The following is a 15513-nucleotide window of genomic DNA, read 5'->3' on the forward strand; positions in this document are numbered from 1 at the left end:
TGGGCTACTCGCCGTCGATCGAATACTTTCCTGGCCCGAGTGCGCACAGGAACACGAAACCGGCTGCGATACTAATGTTCTTAAAGAAGTGGACGAAGAAGGCGTGATGTTCGACCGGGTTCGTCGACTTCCAGAATGCGTGGCCTATGATGCCGGTGCCGATCGTGTAGACGGCGAACAGCGCGGCCAGCGGGCGCGTCCAGAAACCGAGCAGCAGCACAAGACCGCCGAAGAACTCGATGACGGTCGCGACAATCGCAGTGAATTCGGGAAGTGGCGCATCGACCGAGCGCAGGTAGGCGAGGACCGTGGCATGATCGGTCAGGTAGGTCCAGCCGAAATAGAGGTACAACGCGAGGATCATGATCCGCCCGATCAAGATAATGGCGTCGCGCTGGTTTTCTAAGAAGTGATAGCGAAGTGTTGTCATTGTTGTGCTCCCATGCTTCTATGAAATGCCAGTCCGGCGGACCGCCGAACCGGCACCGTTTTAGGCTGTCGTCAGCCTGAAGGCGTTGCGATTGACGGCGTTGTCGAGCCGCGGCGTGCCGTCGAACACGCTCAGGGCGTTGGCGGCGGCAAGTTGCGCCATGCGCTCAACTGCTTCACGCGTGACACCCGCAAGATGTGGCGAGCAAATCACGTTCGACATCTCCAGCAACGAGTTGCCAGGAACAGGCGGCTCGGAGGCGAACACGTCGATGGCGGCGCCAGCCAGATGTCCGTTCGACAGCTTCTCGGCCAGCACACTTTCGTTGACGATGCCGCCGCGCGCCGTGTTGATGAGGAACGCGCCATGTCGGAACCGGGCGAGGCGCGCCTCATCGATCAGGCCGATCGTCTCGTCCGTCTTCGGGCAGTGCAGCGTGACGAACTCCGCACCCGGCAAGGCCGCATCGAGATGGGCGACCGGATCGACACCCGCCGAACGCAGTTCGTCGTCGGCCACGTAAGGGTCATACGCGCTCACGCACATGCCGTACGCCTGGCACAGCCGCGCGACGCGCGAGCCGATCCGGCCGAATCCGATGATCAGCACGTTACGGCCGCGCAGTTCGCCCGGCAGATACCGGTAGCGTTCATGCCAGCGATCCATCCGCACGAGCGCGTCGAGTTCGTGTACACGCTTGATAAGCGCGTGCATCGAGGACAGCGTGTGCTCGGCAACTGCGTCGCAGTTCGCGCCGGTGCCGATCATCACCGGGATGCCGGCCGCGCTCATGGTGGGCACGTCCACCGCGTCGTACCCGACGCCGATCCGTGACACCACCTGCAGACCGTTGGCGACTGCGAGTTCGGCACGACCGAAGGCAGTCAAGCCGAGAATTACGCCATGGACGACCGGCTGCGCAGCCAAAAGAGCACAGAACTCGTCCTGCTTGATCGTGTTAGCGAACTCGATTACTTCGAGATCGTCGCGAGCGGCGAGCATGTCCTTGCCAGTCTGACCGAGAATCTCCGCGACCAGCAGCCGTTTCTTGCCGCCATCGGCGTTTGTGTGATGGGCCGTCATGTCCTCACCGTCCTTCCCGCGTGGAAAAGAAGCCGTCATCGTTGATGCTAATCCGATGCATGACGCGCTCTGCATCGCGCGGCAAATCGGTCGCGCAGTGAATCACCGAGCGGTTATCCCAGATCAGCAGATCGTTCGCTTCCCAGTGGTAGGCAAAAATATGTTTCGGCTGGAGCACGTGCACGAAGATTTCGTCGAGCAGGGCGCGGCTGTCCTCGTCCGAATATCCCTCGATCCGCGTCGTGTATCCGGGACTCAGGTAGAGCGCTTCCTGGCCAGTATGGCCATGACGCACGATGGTCGGATGCGAGATGGCCGGGAACGACGTGGCGAGGCGCTGAAAGATCTCCTGAACCGATTCACCGAGATCGCTTTGCTTAACCTTGTATGTCCAGCGCACGTCGTGTTTTGCCTGACGGCCCTCGATGCGCGCCCGCAGGTGCGCCGGCAGCGTGCGCAATGCCTCCTGCATGTCGACGAACAACGTATCGCCCCTGCCTTCTCCGTCCGGGAGGCGTTGCGCGTGCAGAAAGGTAAGCGGTAGCGGCTCGATCAGATACGAGGAATCGCTGTGCCACATGTTGCCGATTTTGCGTGCGCCAACCGATGTGCCGGTGGTTCCCCCATTGCGATTGTCGATTACGAGGATGTCCGGGTAGTCGGGATCGTGATAGTTCTTGAGCCGGAACTGTTCGGGTTCACCAAAACGCCGGGCGAAGTCCAGGAATGCGTCGCGATTTATCGGCTGGTTCTTCAGCGCGACAACCTTGCGTGAGTACATGAGTTCGCGGATCGCGGCAATGTCGCGTTCCGTCGCCGTGCCGATATCGAAATCGACGATCGCCGTGGTGAAAGATTGACTCAAATGGATTTGTTTCAAGTGGATGCTCCCGAAACGATTAGACGAAGGCCGGGGCTTCATCGGACCCCGCGAAGGCTGCATTGTGCGTTTCCACCGCCTTCTCGCCTTCACGTGCGCGCAGCAGGGACGACAGTTCGCGAATGTCGTCCGGATCGTGCGCGGCTGTGACGGCCATGCGCAGGGCGGCTTCACCGCGCGGCACGGTCGGGAAAAATACGACCGACACATAGTGGCCGCGTTCGAGCAGATATTCGCCGGTCTCGATCGCCCGTTCCTCGCTACCGATGCGATATATACGGATCGGCAGCTTGCTGCCAATCGTCTCCGTCGGGATCACGTGGTCGAACAGCGCGAGGTTTTGCTGCAGAGAACGTTGCAGCATGCCGAGTTCCTCGCCCATGTGGATCTTGGCAGAGGCCAGCGCCGCGCCCACCGAAGCCATGCTCGGCGCGCACGAGAACCCGTATGTCGGAGCATAACGGCGTACCGCGTTTTCGATGTCGCGCGATCCGAGCATCAGTAAGCCGCCTGCCGCGCCGAAGCCTTTACCGAGTGAGGCCGCAACGATCGTTCGGTGATCAAGTTCACTCAGTTGCGAGCGCACGAAGCCTTCGCCACGCTTGCCGACGACCGAGATACCGTGTGCGTCGTCAAGATAGACGAACAAGCCGTACTTGTCCTGCAGTGCGCGCAACTCGCGCACGGGTGCCGCGCCACCCATCGAATAGGCACCGTCGCCGACATAGGCGACTAAGGGATGGCTCTGGCACAGGCGCTCGAGATGTTCGAGATCGTTGTGCTCGATCACGATAACATCGGTTTCCTCACGCAACACGGGGATGTGATATTGGAGCGTGACGTGGGCGAAGCGGTCGAACACGATCAGGGGCTTGACTCCAGCCGTGAATAGGCCAGCCGCAAGCAACGGCAACGCGCCCATGTTGGCGGCCGCGACAGTCGGAAACACCACCACACTGCTTACCTGGAACAGGTTTGACAACGTACTTTCGAGACGGGTCAAGGGCTCCGCTGACAAGCGCGTGCGCGCCACCGAGAAGTGCACGGATTTGATTTCGTCGGCCGCAGCGCGCGCGGCTGCGAGCACGTGCGGATGGCTGTCGAGGTTCAGATAACCGCAACGCGTGTAGTCGACCACCTGCTGCCCGGTAGTCGCGATTTCGATGCGCCGATAGTCGCCCACGCGACACGATACTCCCATCAGGCCCTTTTCATATGCAGCATTGAAATGAGGTTCACTGATCTCCGCCATTCTTGCCGCATTACGTGCCTTGGGCTTGACCAAGGCACCAAGTTCGCTGTTGCCATGTTGATTATTATTATTCATTCACGTCTCCATCTATTAAGTACACTTCATACTCCTTATTGTTTGCCTCGGAATGCGGAACAAATCATCCCAAGAAACCAATATCTCGCCAAATGACATCTTGCACGCTACGATATGAGGAATTGTCATGGAACAGTTTTGGCGCGCCGACGCAGGTCCTAGGGAATTGAATGGTCCGTTTGGAATGACAAAAAATCACGAAATGGAAGGGGCGATCAATTTCGATCAAATTGACGATCCGAATTTGTCTTCTTTTGGATAACTACTATACGGGGTGATCAATGGCTGGAAAGCTTCCATCGCTGAACGGTCTAAAAGTATTTGAATGCGCGGCGCGTCATATGAGTTTTACAAAGGCGGCCTCCGAACTGAATGTCACGCAGACGGCGATCAGCCATCAGATGCGGCGGCTTGAGGATGAACTAGGGATGCGTCTGTTTCACCGCTTCAAAGAGCGACTAGAATTAACCGTCCAAGGGCAAGCCTATTTGCATGGCGTCAGCCTCGCGTTCGATCAACTGCGCTTCTCCACGGAGCAATTGCACAATGGCTGCAACAACACCACGCTCGCTATTTCCACGCTCGCCACATTTGCGTCGAAATGGTTGTTGCCACGGCTCGGCTCGTTTCGTCTAGAGCATCCTCAGATCGATATTCGCGTGAACGCCTCAACAGACCTCGTCGATTTCGTAGCTGGTGGTGCTGACACGGCGATTCGCTATGGCATCGGTGAGTGGAAGGGGCTGCGCGCCGACCGGCTGATGACCGACGAGATCTTCCCCGTATGCAGCCCTCGGCTGCTGACAGGAAATCACCCGCTCACGAGCCTAAACAATCTCGCCCACCACACACTGCTGCAGGTGAGCGGCGTGACCAGCAACGACTGGAGCATCTGGCTCAAGGCGGCCGGACTGCCGGCTAACTTGACGGGCGACGCGAGCCTGACCTTTGATCTTGCGCTGATGGCGGTGCAGGCCGCCGTGGATGGCCACGGTGTGTGCATCGGCCGGCGCGCCTATGTCGAGGACGATCTGCGCGCCGGTCGGTTGGTCGCGCCGTTCGGCAAGTCGGTGGCGACCAATCGAGCCTTCTATCTCGTCTCGCCGCCCGATCTCGCCAACTGCGCGAAAGTCGTGGCGCTACGCACTTGGCTTCTCGACATGATCGGCGACACGGAAATCCAACGGACCACGGAGGCTTTTGATTTTTGATAACTGGACGACGCGGCGCTCTCAAAAACGCGTGAATGACATCCACGGCTGACTGCTGGTACCCTTAAGATAGATCGCATCTCAAAACGATTTCTACGATGCTGCCGACTTGGCGGCAGAGCTATCGTTGGAAGTGGCGTAAGCGGCGTAGAGAAAAGGCAGAAGAAGGCGGTGACGACCGAACGAGAATGTTGCCTCTCACCTTAACACTTCCTCAATCGAACTCCGCCACCACGGCGAAGCGTACGCAGGATACTGATTCAGCAAGGTGCGCGGCGGATCATCGAGCAGGCAATCGAGGCGGAACTGACAACAATGCTCGAGCAGTATTCGAAGTGAAGACGATCGATGGCCGGCGAGTGGCCGCGCGCAAGGAGCTACTTGCCAAAGTGCGAGATCGTCACGGCTATGGGCCCTGTGCCGGTCCAAGTGCCGAAGGTGCGCGACCGGTCGAGTTCGGGCATGAAGGAAGTCAAGGTCCGCTGTTATCGGTAGCGTCATGAGTCACGCCTGGCCGCGTGATTCAAACAAACAGCCTCCGGGATTCCCCGGGCGGTTCACTATCCGCGTTCTACGAATTCCCCGGGCCAGAACACTGGCAGCACGTGCGAACCACGAAACCGATTGAATCGACACGCGACGATTCGCCATCGCACGAGCCGCACGCGTAATTGCCTGTCGCCCGCCCATCTTCGCCACGGTGTTCAAACTGATTGCGGCGGCGGAGCGGTCATTGAGAAAGATCCGCGACGTAGACAAGATCGGGACTGCCTTGCCAAATTGCCGGAAGAAGTCCCGTTAACGGATGCGGATTTCGATAAAGGGATGAGGGTCTTACGGCATCTGGGAAGCGACGATCCGGTGCCCCGGATCGTTCGTTTGATCTCTCTAACACACGATGTCATCGAGGTCGGCGGTGACCTCCGTGTGTTGCGATGACGAAATTAACTCGTCGCGTGAAGGTTTGGGAACGAGGACTTTGAAATTTTCTACACTATTAAACAGCCTTCGTTAGGCCTTCAAGGTCCATTGCCCTTTTAACGCAAGGTCGCGCCCGAACGCGCTCGTACCAGGACCGCAAATTACCAAGGGGCGTCAGATCGATATCAGCATGATAGACCGAGTCGATCCATGTCGCCTTTCCCCAGCCAGTAAGGGCTAACAGGTAGGCATCGGCCACTGTGAAGGAATCGCCCATAAGATGACTTCGTCCATCCAACTGGCGATCGATCCATTCGAAGCGGCTTTTCAGCTTGGGCTTTGCTGTTTCGACGTATTTCCCTGCTGCCACAGCATAAAGAAGCGGGATGTAACCCTTATGGATTTCTGATGTCAAGAAATTGAGCCATTCCTGCAGGCGATAGCGCGCCATTGTCCCATTAGTCGGAGCCAAGCCACTTTCCGGCCGTTGATCCGCCAGAAATTGCGCGATCACAGGTCCCTCGCGTAGGGTAGATCCATCGTCTAGTTCCAGTATCGGTACATAACCCAAATCAGTAACGTCATAGAAACTGCCGCCGCCTTCTATGACATGTTTGCGCGCATCGACACGAATCAATTCGGCGTCGATTTCAGTTTCTTGCATAACGATATGCACAGCTAACGAACAACTGCCTGGTGAATAGTATAACTTCATGAAGTCCCTCTGAACGATCAACTTGATGCAACGGTATTACTATCTCTCATGTGCTATAAAAAGGGAAGAAGGAACCGATTTGTCATGTAGGTACAATTTTTATACCAAAAGGGATTGATGTTTTGAAAAGCAGTGTGAGTGGGTGCTCCGTGGAGGAGGCAATGCGGCTGCTCGGTGGTCGTTGGCGCTTATTGTTGGTCTCGTATCTCGTTGACGGACCCAAACGTTTCAGCGAGCTTCGCAGGGATATGCCCGGCATCTCTCAGCGCATGTTGACGCTTGATCTTAGGGCATTGGAACAGGAGGGTCTCATCAAACGAACAGTTTTTGCAGAAGTACCCTTGAAAGTCGAATACCGACTAACCGACGACGGGTTGCGAGTACGGCCCGTAGTTGCCGTCATGAAGGAGTTTGGGCTTTGGTTGAAAAGTAGAGGATGACTGCGGTCGGTGGTAGAGCGCACCTCGTTATACACAAATGGTCACAATTCGAGGTCGTGGCATAACGTGGAGCATTAAAGGGGGATCGGCGGGCGAAGTAACTGCTCAGGCGGTTCGCAACTCGGCCAACAGCCAGCGTCCAAGGCGCGTGCTGGCGCTGGGCCGAGACAATGGCGTCATATCGGTTTCTGTGCGATGAGCGCATCGACTGGCGCGACATGCGCAGCCGCACTGAGATCGCACCGCGGCGCGCATGGCGTAGTTGCCGGTGGTGCTGGGTATTGCCGATACGACAGAGCTGAACTTTGCTCATCATCGAATCGATACCATCGACTTGAAGGAACGCGGCAAAAGGGGCTAAATGTCTTACCCATGTCTCCGGTCGATACACAGCAGCAAAGAAAGTGACTGCCGCCCCGCATAGGGGCAGTGCCAATAAACCGACACGAACCCGGGATCCGGCAACCAACGCGAAGAACCCCTACCTCCCAAACTCCAACTCCTCCCGCGCAGCATCATCATCCGAAGCAGAACCCACCCCCCGATCCAACGCGATATCCGGCCGCATAAAAAACGTCATCACGATCCCAACAGCGAGCAACCCAAGCGACCCTGCAAAAGGCAACGTCCAACTCCCCGTCCGATCGACGACAAACCCAAACACGATCGGCGAAAAAATCCCTGCGATAGCAGATCCCGCATTCACGAGCCCACTCGCGATCCCGACGTGCTTCGGCGTAATGTCCATCGGCACGGCCCAGATCGGCCCGATCGTCATCTCCAGAAAGAAGAACGACAAGCTCAACGACGCCGCCATGACCGGCAGCGACTTAACGACCATCACCGGCGCGAGAAACACGAGCGCACCGAGGAACGCGACGATGATCATGTTGCGACGCGCCGAAACCACACTGCCCGTGCGCTTCAGAATGCGATCCGAAATCACCCCGCCCGCCGTATTGCCCACGACGCCCGACAGAAACACACCCGCCGAAAAGAGCGCCGAACTCTTCAGATCGAGTCCGCGTCCGTGCATGAAGAACGTCGGCAGCCACGTGAAGAACAGCCAGCCCGTCCAGCCATAGCAGAAGTAGACGATCATCGTCGGCGAAATGCGCTTGAGCAGGCGGCCCCAGGGCGTCGGCTCGCGCGTCTTGTCGACGGCGACCTTGTCTTCAGGCGGCAACTCGGCTTCTTCCTCGGCCGTCATATGCCGATGCTTGCGCGGGTTATCCGCGAAGTACCACGCATACACGACGACCCACACAGCCGTCAGCGCGCCGACCAGCACGAACGACGCACGCCACGAAGCGAACGCGACGAGCAACGCGATCAAAGGCGGCGTGAGCGCATTGCCGAGTCGCGAGAACGAATGCGTGAGGCCCTGCACGAAACCGCGCTTGCTTGCCGGATACCAGTTGACGAGCGCGCGCGCCTGCGCAGGCAACGCCGCGCCTTCGCCGACGCCGAGCAACATGCGCGCACAGAACAGCGACACGACACCGCCCGCGAAGCCCGTAGCGATCGTCGCGACGATCCAGATCGATGCGCACAGCACGAGCGTCGTCTTCGCGCCGAAGCGGTCGCTGAACCATCCGCCGATGACCTGGCAGATCGCATACGTGTAAGCGAAAGCACCGAACACGAGGCCGATGTCGGTATTGGTGAGATGAAGGTCGTCGCGTATCAGGCCTGCCGCAGCGGACAGGTTGACGCGATCGAGATACATGATGAACGACATCGCGCACATCAGCGCGAGAACGGAACGTGTGACTCTGGGGCGATGCAGCATCTCGTGTGTCTCCTCCGAGGCTTGTTGCGCTCTTGTTCGAGGACGGACCGCATGTCGATCCGACGCATCGCAGTCTCGCGAAAACAGCGATAGCCGTCTATTGAATTCGCCTCATGAGGTGATTACCGGCGGTTATGGCTCGCGCAAAAGCACGCGGCTCGCGTCCCGAAGGATCGCGAGCCGCGCATCGTCCAACCGCGAAGGTGCTTCAGGCCGCCGCGCGCATGCCTTCGTCGTGAAGACGGAAGGTCTCCACCGCCGTGCGCAACGCGCCCGCCTGATCTTCCAGCGACTGCGCCGCCGCCGCCGCTTCCTCGACGAGCGCCGCGTTCTGTTGCGTCACCTCGTCCATCTGCGTGACGGCGCGCGCCACTTGCTGGATGCCGCTGCTTTGCTCTTCCGAAGCCGCCGCGATCTCGCCCATGATGTCCGTCACGCGCTGCACCGCCGTGCTGATCTCGGTCATCGTGCGGCCCGCTTCGTCGACGAGCGCAGTGCCCGATTGCACGCGCTCGACCGAGTTGTCGATCAGTTCCTTGATCTCCTTCGCCGCCGCCGACGAACGCTGCGCGAGCGAGCGCACTTCGCCCGCCACGACCGCGAAGCCGCGTCCTTCCTCGCCGGCGCGTGCCGCTTCGACAGCCGCGTTCAGCGCAAGAATGTTCGTCTGGAACGCAATGCCTTCGATGATCGTGATGATGTCCGCGATCTTCGAGGAGCTCTGGTTGATCTCGCCCATCGTCGTCACGACCTGCGACACGACATGGCTGCCCTTGCCCGCGATCTCCGACGCGTTCGCCGCGAGCACGCTCGCCTGACGCGCATTGTCGGCGTTCTGCTTGACCGTTCCCGTCAGCTCATCCATGCTCGACGCCGTTTCCTGAAGCGCCGACGCCTGCTGTTCCGTGCGCGAGGAAAGATCCACGTTGCCCGCCGCGATCTGCTTGGTCGCGGATGCAATCGATTCGCTGCCGCCGCGCACCGTGCGAACCGTATCGATGAGGCTCGACTGCATCGTCGCAAGTCCGCGCAACAACTGGCCCATTTCGTCGTTCGATGTCACCGTCACGTTGCGGCGCAGATCGCCGGTCGCGATCGCATCGAATTGCGCGAGTGCGGCATCGAGCGGACGCGAAATACGGCGGCGCAGCGAGATCCACGTATAGAAGGCCGCGGCGACGCCGAGCAGAATCGCAACGATGCAGCCGAGGCGAAACGTGCCGAAGACTTCCTGGCCGTGATCATACGAAGCCTTCGCCTGTTCGAATTGCAGCTTGCGCAGCAGGACGCCCGTCTTCGCGAATTCGGTGAAGGCGGCCTGCATCGCGCTTGCGTCGTCGACGATCTTCGCCTGATCTTTCGCGCGGACATCGGCATAGCCCGCGTCGATCAGCTTTTGCAGCGCGAGACGCTGCTCGTTGAACTTGTCGGCGAGCGCCTTTTCTTCGGGGCCTTGCGGCAGGCCGGAATATTTCGTCCATGCGTCGTCGGAGGTTTTGCGCATCAGCGAGCCGCGTCCGATCGCTTCTTCCGCCGCGGGCGTGCCGACATTCAGCGCCGCGCGGTCGAACGAGAGGCGCTCGCGCGCCATGAACATTTCCGCCTCGCCGACCGACACCGCGCTCGGCATTTCATTCGTGAAGAGGTCGTACGTGACCGCGTTGGACCGGCTCATGCCGATCACTCCGACCATGCCGATCGCGATCAGCAGCGCGCTCAGAAGCGTCATGGCCAAGGCCAGTCGGCCTTTGATTGTCGAAAACATAGCTCTCTCAAGGTGGCTGCATCGCGAAGGCGCAAGCGCGCGGGCGGCGATGCTTCGCCTGCTGCGCGGCCGCTGGAATCCATCGGCTGGCCTGTATAACGACAGCAGGACAAGGTCCTTTAGTGAGCATTTAGTGAGCAAGTAAAACGTTTTTCAAAACGCTTACGCAGAAAAAGCCCTGTTTACAGGGCCTTTTCGCTGTGGGTCAGGGTTTGCCGCCGATCCGGTCGAATGTCGTCAGCAAATCGGCGAGTGATTGTTTACAGGCTGCTTGCTGCGGTGTCTTCGCGCGCAGCGCTTCCAGCGCGCGGTCGATCGCCTTGTCTACGACATGCCAGTCGCTCGCGGCACGCGGCTTGAGCGACGGCTCCGCTTCGTCCCACGAGACTTCGAGGTCCTTGATGCGCGCCTTCGCGCCGGCGAGATCGCCCTTGTCGACGAGCGTCGCGGTATCGGCGGCGATCGTGCGAAACGGCGTCAGGTCCCCGAGCTTCGATGCAGCGTGCGCCGTGCCGATCGGTTCGAATCCGGCCGACGTGATCGAGCCTGTAAAGGCGCTGATGGCGACGGCCGCGCAAAGCGCCGCGCCCGCGATATGACGGGATTTCATGGTCTTCTCCTTGGATGAGGTCAGGCAGGATGCGAACCGCCGCGCCGGCGCCGTGCCTGGCTCGTGTGATCGAGATAAGTCACATAGGCGACGAGCGCGACGATGATCGCGAGAAAGAGGGCGCTGGTGTAGATCGTGCCGAATCCCATGCCGCCGTAAGTACGCGGCTGCGACATGAGATCGCCGAGCGATGCGCCGAGCGGGCGCGTCAGGATGTACGCGATCCAGAACGCGGCGACGCGATTCATGCCGAGAAACGCCGCCGCGCCCGTGATCGCAATGAGTGTGGCGAAGATCAGCACGCCGAGCGGGAAGCCGAGGCCGAGCGCTTCGGTGGCGAGATCGCCTGCCGCGGTGCCGAGCGCGAAGGTGCAGAGAATCGCGCACCAGTAGAAGAGTTCGCGCCGCCGCGTGTCGATCGAACGTATGGAGAGCGAATGCTCGGTGCGATGCCAGATCGCGAAGATGAAGGCGAGCAGCACGGCGAAGCACGCGGTGCTCGCATAGAGACTCACGCCCGCGCTGTCGGTCAGCGCATCGGTGATCTGCGTTCCCGCGATACTGATCAGCACCACCGTGAGCCAGTAGAGCCACGGCACCATGCGGCGCGTGCGCATCTGCATGAAGAGGGCGGCGGCGAGCAGCGCAGCCGTGATCGCATCGGTCACGATGACACCGAGTCCCGCGTTCACCGCGAGATAGTCGGCACCCGTTTCGCCGACGGTCGTCGACATGATCTTGATGATCCAGAATGCGAGCGTGACTTCGGGTACCTTGTTGAGCATCGCGGGCATGTGTCGCCTCCTCGTGTCGGTGCGAGCGCGCGAACACCGCGCGTCGTCATCGCGAACTGTGTGCGCCGATACTTAGTGCGCGCTTAGGTAACCGCGAGGCAACCGCCGCCCGAAAACCGTCCTAAACTTCATGCGGGCTCACGAGGGGAATCGCCGAGCATGTCCGCCGACGCACCGCATCTTCGTCTCGCCGACGAAATCAAGGTCTGGCCGCTCCTGCGCGCGACCATCGCGCTGTTGCCGTTCGTCGTGCTCGCGCTCGCAACCGGCAACGACTTGTGGATGAAGGCCTCGCTGCTCGCGATCGGCACCGTGATCGGGGAGGACAGGCTCGCGCTGAGACCGCTCGGTGTCCTCGCGCATGGGCTCGCGATCATCGCCGGAACGTATCTTCTGCTGCTTGCCGAACGGGTTCCGGTGTTCTTCGTCGTCGCGTGCATGTTGCTCGCGGCGGGCGTGATCCTGCTCGTGTCGCGCGGCAAGGAATTGCGCGCGCTCGGCAACTGGACCTTCGTTCCCGTGCTCATCCTCGCGAACGAACTTCAGGGCGGCCGCACCATCGATGCGCTGTTGCGCGAAGTGCCCGCCTCATTGCCTTATCTGCTCGTCGCGCTCGTTCCGGCGCTGGTGTCGGCGCATATCCGCTCGCGCGGCAAGCCCGCCGCGCGCTGGTCCAATCTCGACGATTTCGGCGAGCGCGCGCCCTTCGGCGAAGATCTCGCGGCGATGCTCGCGAGCGTGGGCATAGCGGCGGTGATGGTGGTGCTCTGGCACATGGACCGTGCGCAATGGGTGATCTGGGGCGCGGCCAGCATCGTGACGGGTTCGGTCGATACGGCGCGCACGAAGCTCGCGAACCGCGCGTTCGGCGTGATCGTGGGCGTGCCGATCGGCATCGTGCTCGGACGGTTCGTCGTACCGCATTCGGACATCGCCGTCACGCTCGCGACGCTCGCGGCCTTCCTCACGCTCGTCGCGTTTCAGCGCTACGTCGTCGGATATTTCTTCCGATGCGTGTTCGTGGCGCTCGCGATCATGCTGGCGAACCAGTCCGCCGCCGATGCATTCGAGCGGCTCACGCATGTGCTCGCAGGCGGCGTGATCGGCATTGTGTGCGTATTCGGCGCGCATGCCGTGGCGCGGCGCTTGTCGCGTTGATGGTTGCTTATCGCGAACGACGGCAGCATCGTCGCGATCCACATGCCGACGAACCCAGCCGCCGCGCGCAGCCACGTGCGCCCGCACATCGGCGTGAACGCGGGCAAGAGCATCGAGCCGCCGGGCATCGGCAGATCGCTCATCGATGATATCGGCGTGTACATCGCGCAGGTCACGATCACGCCCGCCAGCAAGACCAGCGCGGCCACGACGACAAACCGGCGACGTGAAACGCACATGCTCTCTCGTTCGATGATCGCGGTCAGCACGTTCATGATGTCATCCCTTTGCGTTCGTCCGGTGCGCGTCGAGTACGGTGTTAGATTAGTCGCGGGCATGCACGGCAAAGGAGTGACAAGTGTGTCGGGATTCGCATGGATTCACTGATCACGGCGGCGGCGCGCGCGCTCGCGGCGGGTGATCCGCTCGGCGCGCTGAACCGGATCGCGCTGCGCGAGGACGCGAGTGCGCTCGCGTTGCGCGGCATCGCGATGGCGCAGCTCGGCGACTTCGTGCGTGCGCGCGCGCTCGTGAAAAGCGCGGCGCGTGCGTTCGGCACGAAAGAGGCGCTGGCGCGTTCGCGATGCATCGTCGCGGAAGCGGAGATCGCGTTGGCATCGCGCGATCTCACGTGGCCCGCCAAGACGCTCGATCACGCCCGCGCGATTCTCGAAGCGCATGGCGACCACGTGAACGCAGCACATGCGCGCTATCTGGAAGTGCGCCGCGCGCTGCTCATCGGACGGACCGACGATGCCGAGCGCATGCTCGCCGGGCTGAATCCGGTATCGCTTCCGGCCGCGTCGCGGGCCGCGCATGAGCTGATCGCGGCAGGCATCGCGATGCGGCGTCTGCACACGCAAGCGGCGCACGCCGCGCTCGAACGCGCGACACAAGCCACGCGGCAAGCAGGCATTCCGGCGCTCGCCGCCGAAGTCGAGAGCGCCTGGCGCATCCTCAGCACGCCCGTCGCGCGTCTCATCGCACACGGCAACGAGCGGCTGCTCCGGCTCGAAGAGGTCGAGGCGCTGTTTGCATCGAATACCTTCGTCGTCGATGCATGCCGTCTGTGCGTGCGCGAGAACGGCACGTCGATATCGCTCGCGACACGTCCCGTGCTCTTCACGCTCGCGCGCATGCTCGCGCAGGCATGGCCACACGACGCGCCGCGCGATGCGCTGATTCTGCGGGCGTTTCGCATCAGGGAAGCGGACGAGACGCATCGCGCGCGGCTGCGCGTCGAGATGGGCAGGCTGCGCACGATGCTGCGCGCGCACGCGGGCATCGATGCCACTTCGCGCGGCTTCGTGCTGAAGCCGCGTCATGCGCGCGAGGTGGCGGTGCTCGCGCTGCCCGTCGAGGACGAGTACGCGCCGCTGCTCGCGTTTCTCGCCGATGGCGAATCGTGGTCGAGCTCGGCGCTCGCGATCGCGCTCGGTGCGAGCCAGCGCACGGTGCAGCGCTCGCTCGATGCGCTCGCCGCGAGCGGCAAGGTGCAATCGTTCGGACGCGGTCGCGCGCGCCGCTGGACCACGCCGCCGATGCCCGGATTCACGACGACCTTGTTACTCCCCGTCGGGCTCGCGAGTGATTAGCATGAACGCACGATCAATCATCAGGAGGACGGTGAAATGAAACGCGCAAAGGCTGAAATCATCCGTGAATACGGGCCTTTTCCGGATGTCGAAGGGGTGCACGGCGTCACCTGGGACGGCGAGCGCGTGTGGTTCGCGGCGGGCGACACGCTCAATGCCTTCGATCCGGACAGCGGCAGGAAAGAGCGCTCGCTGAACATCGCGGCGCATGCGGGCACGGCATTCGATGGCGAGCATCTGTTCCAGATCGCCGAGGACCGCATCCAGAAGATCGATCCGAAGACAGGACGCGTACTCTCGACGATTCCCGCGCCGGGCGGCGGCGCGGACTCCGGCCTCGCGTGGGCCGAGGGTACGCTCTGGGTCGGGCAATACAACGAACGCAAGATCCATCAGATCGATCCGGACAACGGCGCGATCCTGCGCACCATCGAGTCGAATCGCTTCGTCACGGGCGTGACGTGGATCGACGGCGAACTCTGGCACGCCACCTGGGAAGGCGACGAGAGCGAGCTGCGGCATATCGATCCGCAATCGGGCGAGGTCATCGAGCGGTTGGAGATGCCCGAAGGAATGGGCGTGTCCGGGCTGGAATCCGACGGACATGAGCGCTTTTTCTGCGGCGGCGGGCGCACGGGAAAGGTGCGGGCCGTGCGCAAGCCGAAGCGCGGCTGAACACGGCTTTCGTCTGATGTTGCGACACGGCGCGGCGATCGCCGCCGCCGCGTTCCTTACTAAAGACTTCCTCCCTCACGCCGATAAACACCGATCAAAGCCATCATTAGAACAGGG

18 protein-coding genes and 2 pseudogenes are annotated in these 15513 nt (G+C 61.2%); 11 read left to right on the forward strand and 9 right to left on the reverse strand.

Going from position 1 to position 15513, the window contains the following annotated elements:
* Nucleotides 1-4: 4 nt before the first annotated feature.
* Both IAG25_RS05360 and IAG25_RS05365 read right to left on the reverse strand, forming a co-directional pair.
* Nucleotides 5-430 carry a DoxX family protein gene (locus IAG25_RS05360; protein ID WP_187603921.1) on the reverse strand — a complete coding sequence of 142 codons (426 nt, stop codon included), beginning with the start codon at nt 428-430 and terminating at the stop codon, nt 5-7.
* A 60-nt stretch (nt 431-490) separates the two neighbouring features.
* A complete protein-coding gene (locus tag IAG25_RS05365; RefSeq protein WP_255503595.1) occupies nt 491-1432 on the reverse strand; it encodes an NAD(P)-dependent oxidoreductase in 942 nt (313 codons plus the stop codon).
* On the opposite strand from IAG25_RS05365, the gene IAG25_RS41395 reads away from it, so the two are divergent.
* Nucleotides 1334-1558, forward strand: a complete 225-nt coding sequence (locus IAG25_RS41395) for a hypothetical protein (protein ID WP_255503611.1) — start codon at nt 1334-1336, stop codon at nt 1556-1558. The genes IAG25_RS05365 and IAG25_RS41395 overlap by 99 nt on opposite strands.
* Here IAG25_RS41395 and IAG25_RS05370 read toward each other — a convergent pair.
* Complete coding sequence (locus IAG25_RS05370) at nt 1518-2435, reverse strand: TauD/TfdA dioxygenase family protein (protein ID WP_187603923.1); 918 nt, start codon at nt 2433-2435, stop codon at nt 1518-1520. The two genes, IAG25_RS41395 and IAG25_RS05370, sit on opposite strands and share 41 nt — an antisense overlap.
* Complete coding sequence (locus IAG25_RS05375; protein WP_187603924.1) at nt 2413-3720, reverse strand: aminotransferase class I/II-fold pyridoxal phosphate-dependent enzyme; 1308 nt, start codon at nt 3718-3720, stop codon at nt 2413-2415. The genes IAG25_RS05370 and IAG25_RS05375 overlap by 23 nt, the downstream gene beginning before the upstream one ends.
* A 127-nt stretch (nt 3721-3847) precedes the next feature.
* On the opposite strand from IAG25_RS05375, the gene IAG25_RS41400 reads away from it, so the two are divergent.
* The 4 genes and pseudogenes from IAG25_RS41400 to IAG25_RS41405 form a co-directional block, all read left to right on the forward strand.
* Nucleotides 3848-3982, forward strand: coding sequence for a hypothetical protein (locus IAG25_RS41400; RefSeq protein WP_255503542.1), 135 nt, complete (start codon nt 3848-3850; stop codon nt 3980-3982).
* A 19-nt stretch (nt 3983-4001) separates the two neighbouring features.
* Complete coding sequence (locus IAG25_RS05380; protein ID WP_187603925.1) at nt 4002-4931, forward strand: transcriptional regulator GcvA; 930 nt, start codon at nt 4002-4004, stop codon at nt 4929-4931.
* A 252-nt stretch (nt 4932-5183) separates the two neighbouring features.
* Nucleotides 5184-5399, forward strand: a pseudogene (locus IAG25_RS42500) (IS256 family transposase); the annotation flags it as partial.
* Between the two features lie 89 nt (nt 5400-5488).
* Nucleotides 5489-5694 (forward strand): annotated as a pseudogene (locus IAG25_RS41405) (IS256 family transposase); the annotation flags it as partial.
* Between the two features lie 234 nt (nt 5695-5928).
* Here the strand turns inward: IAG25_RS41405 and IAG25_RS05385 are convergent.
* Nucleotides 5929-6567, reverse strand: coding sequence for a glutathione binding-like protein (locus IAG25_RS05385; RefSeq protein ID WP_187603926.1), 639 nt, complete (start codon nt 6565-6567; stop codon nt 5929-5931).
* Between the two features lie 122 nt (nt 6568-6689).
* Here IAG25_RS05385 and IAG25_RS05390 point away from each other — a divergent pair, with 122 nt between their 5' ends.
* Together IAG25_RS05390 and IAG25_RS05395 are read left to right on the forward strand one after the other, a co-directional pair.
* Nucleotides 6690-7007 (forward strand): winged helix-turn-helix transcriptional regulator, encoded by a 318-nt coding sequence (locus IAG25_RS05390; RefSeq protein WP_187603927.1) that lies wholly within the window; start codon nt 6690-6692, stop codon nt 7005-7007.
* 101 nt (nt 7008-7108) lie between these two features.
* Complete coding sequence (locus IAG25_RS05395) at nt 7109-7309, forward strand: transposase DNA-binding-containing protein (protein ID WP_187604482.1); 201 nt, start codon at nt 7109-7111, stop codon at nt 7307-7309.
* A 179-nt stretch (nt 7310-7488) separates the two neighbouring features.
* Here the strand turns inward: IAG25_RS05395 and IAG25_RS05400 are convergent, their stop codons facing one another.
* From IAG25_RS05400 to IAG25_RS05415, 4 genes are all read right to left on the reverse strand, one after another.
* Nucleotides 7489-8886 carry an MFS transporter gene (locus tag IAG25_RS05400; RefSeq protein ID WP_187604483.1) on the reverse strand — a complete coding sequence of 466 codons (1398 nt, stop codon included), beginning with the start codon at nt 8884-8886 and terminating at the stop codon, nt 7489-7491.
* Between the two features lie 121 nt (nt 8887-9007).
* On the reverse strand, nt 9008-10564 hold the full coding sequence (locus tag IAG25_RS05405; protein ID WP_187603928.1) for a methyl-accepting chemotaxis protein: 1557 nt from the start codon (nt 10562-10564) through the stop codon (nt 9008-9010).
* Nucleotides 10565-10769: 205 nt separating this feature from the next.
* On the reverse strand, nt 10770-11174 hold the full coding sequence (locus IAG25_RS05410; RefSeq protein WP_187603929.1) for a histidine kinase: 405 nt from the start codon (nt 11172-11174) through the stop codon (nt 10770-10772).
* Between the two features lie 20 nt (nt 11175-11194).
* The gene (locus IAG25_RS05415; RefSeq protein WP_222946419.1) at nt 11195-11959 is read right to left on the reverse strand and encodes a COG4705 family protein; all 765 of its coding nucleotides are present in this window, start codon (nt 11957-11959) and stop codon (nt 11195-11197) included.
* 168 nt (nt 11960-12127) lie between these two features.
* Here IAG25_RS05415 and IAG25_RS05420 point away from each other — a divergent pair, with 168 nt between their 5' ends.
* The 4 genes from IAG25_RS05420 to IAG25_RS05435 are packed head-to-tail and all read left to right on the forward strand — an operon-like array spanning nt 12128 to nt 15396.
* On the forward strand, nt 12128-13126 hold the full coding sequence (locus IAG25_RS05420) for an FUSC family protein (RefSeq protein ID WP_187603931.1): 999 nt from the start codon (nt 12128-12130) through the stop codon (nt 13124-13126).
* 42 nt (nt 13127-13168) lie between these two features.
* Nucleotides 13169-13513, forward strand: coding sequence for a hypothetical protein (locus tag IAG25_RS05425; protein WP_187603932.1), 345 nt, complete (start codon nt 13169-13171; stop codon nt 13511-13513).
* The gene (locus tag IAG25_RS05430; protein ID WP_187603933.1) at nt 13501-14721 is read left to right on the forward strand and encodes a helix-turn-helix domain-containing protein; all 1221 of its coding nucleotides are present in this window, start codon (nt 13501-13503) and stop codon (nt 14719-14721) included. The genes IAG25_RS05425 and IAG25_RS05430 overlap by 13 nt, the downstream gene beginning before the upstream one ends.
* Nucleotides 14722-14757: 36 nt before the next feature.
* A complete protein-coding gene (locus tag IAG25_RS05435; protein WP_187603934.1) occupies nt 14758-15396 on the forward strand; it encodes a Vgb family protein in 639 nt (212 codons plus the stop codon).
* Nucleotides 15397-15513: the final 117 nt, after the last annotated feature.

Source organism: Caballeronia sp. EK, from assembly GCF_014384845.1.
Classification (GTDB): domain Bacteria; phylum Pseudomonadota; class Gammaproteobacteria; order Burkholderiales; family Burkholderiaceae; genus Caballeronia; species Caballeronia jiangsuensis.

Coding starts and splice junctions, on each gene's coding strand:
- IAG25_RS05410 (WP_187603929.1), bottom strand. CDS start 11,174: ATGAAATCCCGTCATATCGCGGGCGCGGCGCTTTGCGCGGCCGTCGCC.
- IAG25_RS05365 (WP_255503595.1), bottom strand. CDS start 1,432: ATGCTCGCCGCTCGCGACGATCTCGAAGTAATCGAGTTCGCTAACACG.
- IAG25_RS41400 (WP_255503542.1), top strand. CDS start 3,848: ATGGAACAGTTTTGGCGCGCCGACGCAGGTCCTAGGGAATTGAATGGT.
- IAG25_RS41395 (WP_255503611.1), top strand. CDS start 1,334: ATGGACGACCGGCTGCGCAGCCAAAAGAGCACAGAACTCGTCCTGCTT.
- IAG25_RS05385 (WP_187603926.1), bottom strand. CDS start 6,567: ATGAAGTTATACTATTCACCAGGCAGTTGTTCGTTAGCTGTGCATATC.
- IAG25_RS05405 (WP_187603928.1), bottom strand. CDS start 10,564: ATGTTTTCGACAATCAAAGGCCGACTGGCCTTGGCCATGACGCTTCTG.
- IAG25_RS05425 (WP_187603932.1), top strand. CDS start 13,169: ATGCCGACGAACCCAGCCGCCGCGCGCAGCCACGTGCGCCCGCACATC.
- IAG25_RS05380 (WP_187603925.1), top strand. CDS start 4,002: ATGGCTGGAAAGCTTCCATCGCTGAACGGTCTAAAAGTATTTGAATGC.
- IAG25_RS05360 (WP_187603921.1), bottom strand. CDS start 430: ATGACAACACTTCGCTATCACTTCTTAGAAAACCAGCGCGACGCCATT.
- IAG25_RS05435 (WP_187603934.1), top strand. CDS start 14,758: ATGAAACGCGCAAAGGCTGAAATCATCCGTGAATACGGGCCTTTTCCG.
- IAG25_RS05370 (WP_187603923.1), bottom strand. CDS start 2,435: ATGAAGCCCCGGCCTTCGTCTAATCGTTTCGGGAGCATCCACTTGAAA.
- IAG25_RS05375 (WP_187603924.1), bottom strand. CDS start 3,720: ATGAATAATAATAATCAACATGGCAACAGCGAACTTGGTGCCTTGGTC.
- IAG25_RS05415 (WP_222946419.1), bottom strand. CDS start 11,959: ATGCTCAACAAGGTACCCGAAGTCACGCTCGCATTCTGGATCATCAAG.
- IAG25_RS05430 (WP_187603933.1), top strand. CDS start 13,501: ATGGATTCACTGATCACGGCGGCGGCGCGCGCGCTCGCGGCGGGTGAT.
- IAG25_RS05420 (WP_187603931.1), top strand. CDS start 12,128: ATGTCCGCCGACGCACCGCATCTTCGTCTCGCCGACGAAATCAAGGTC.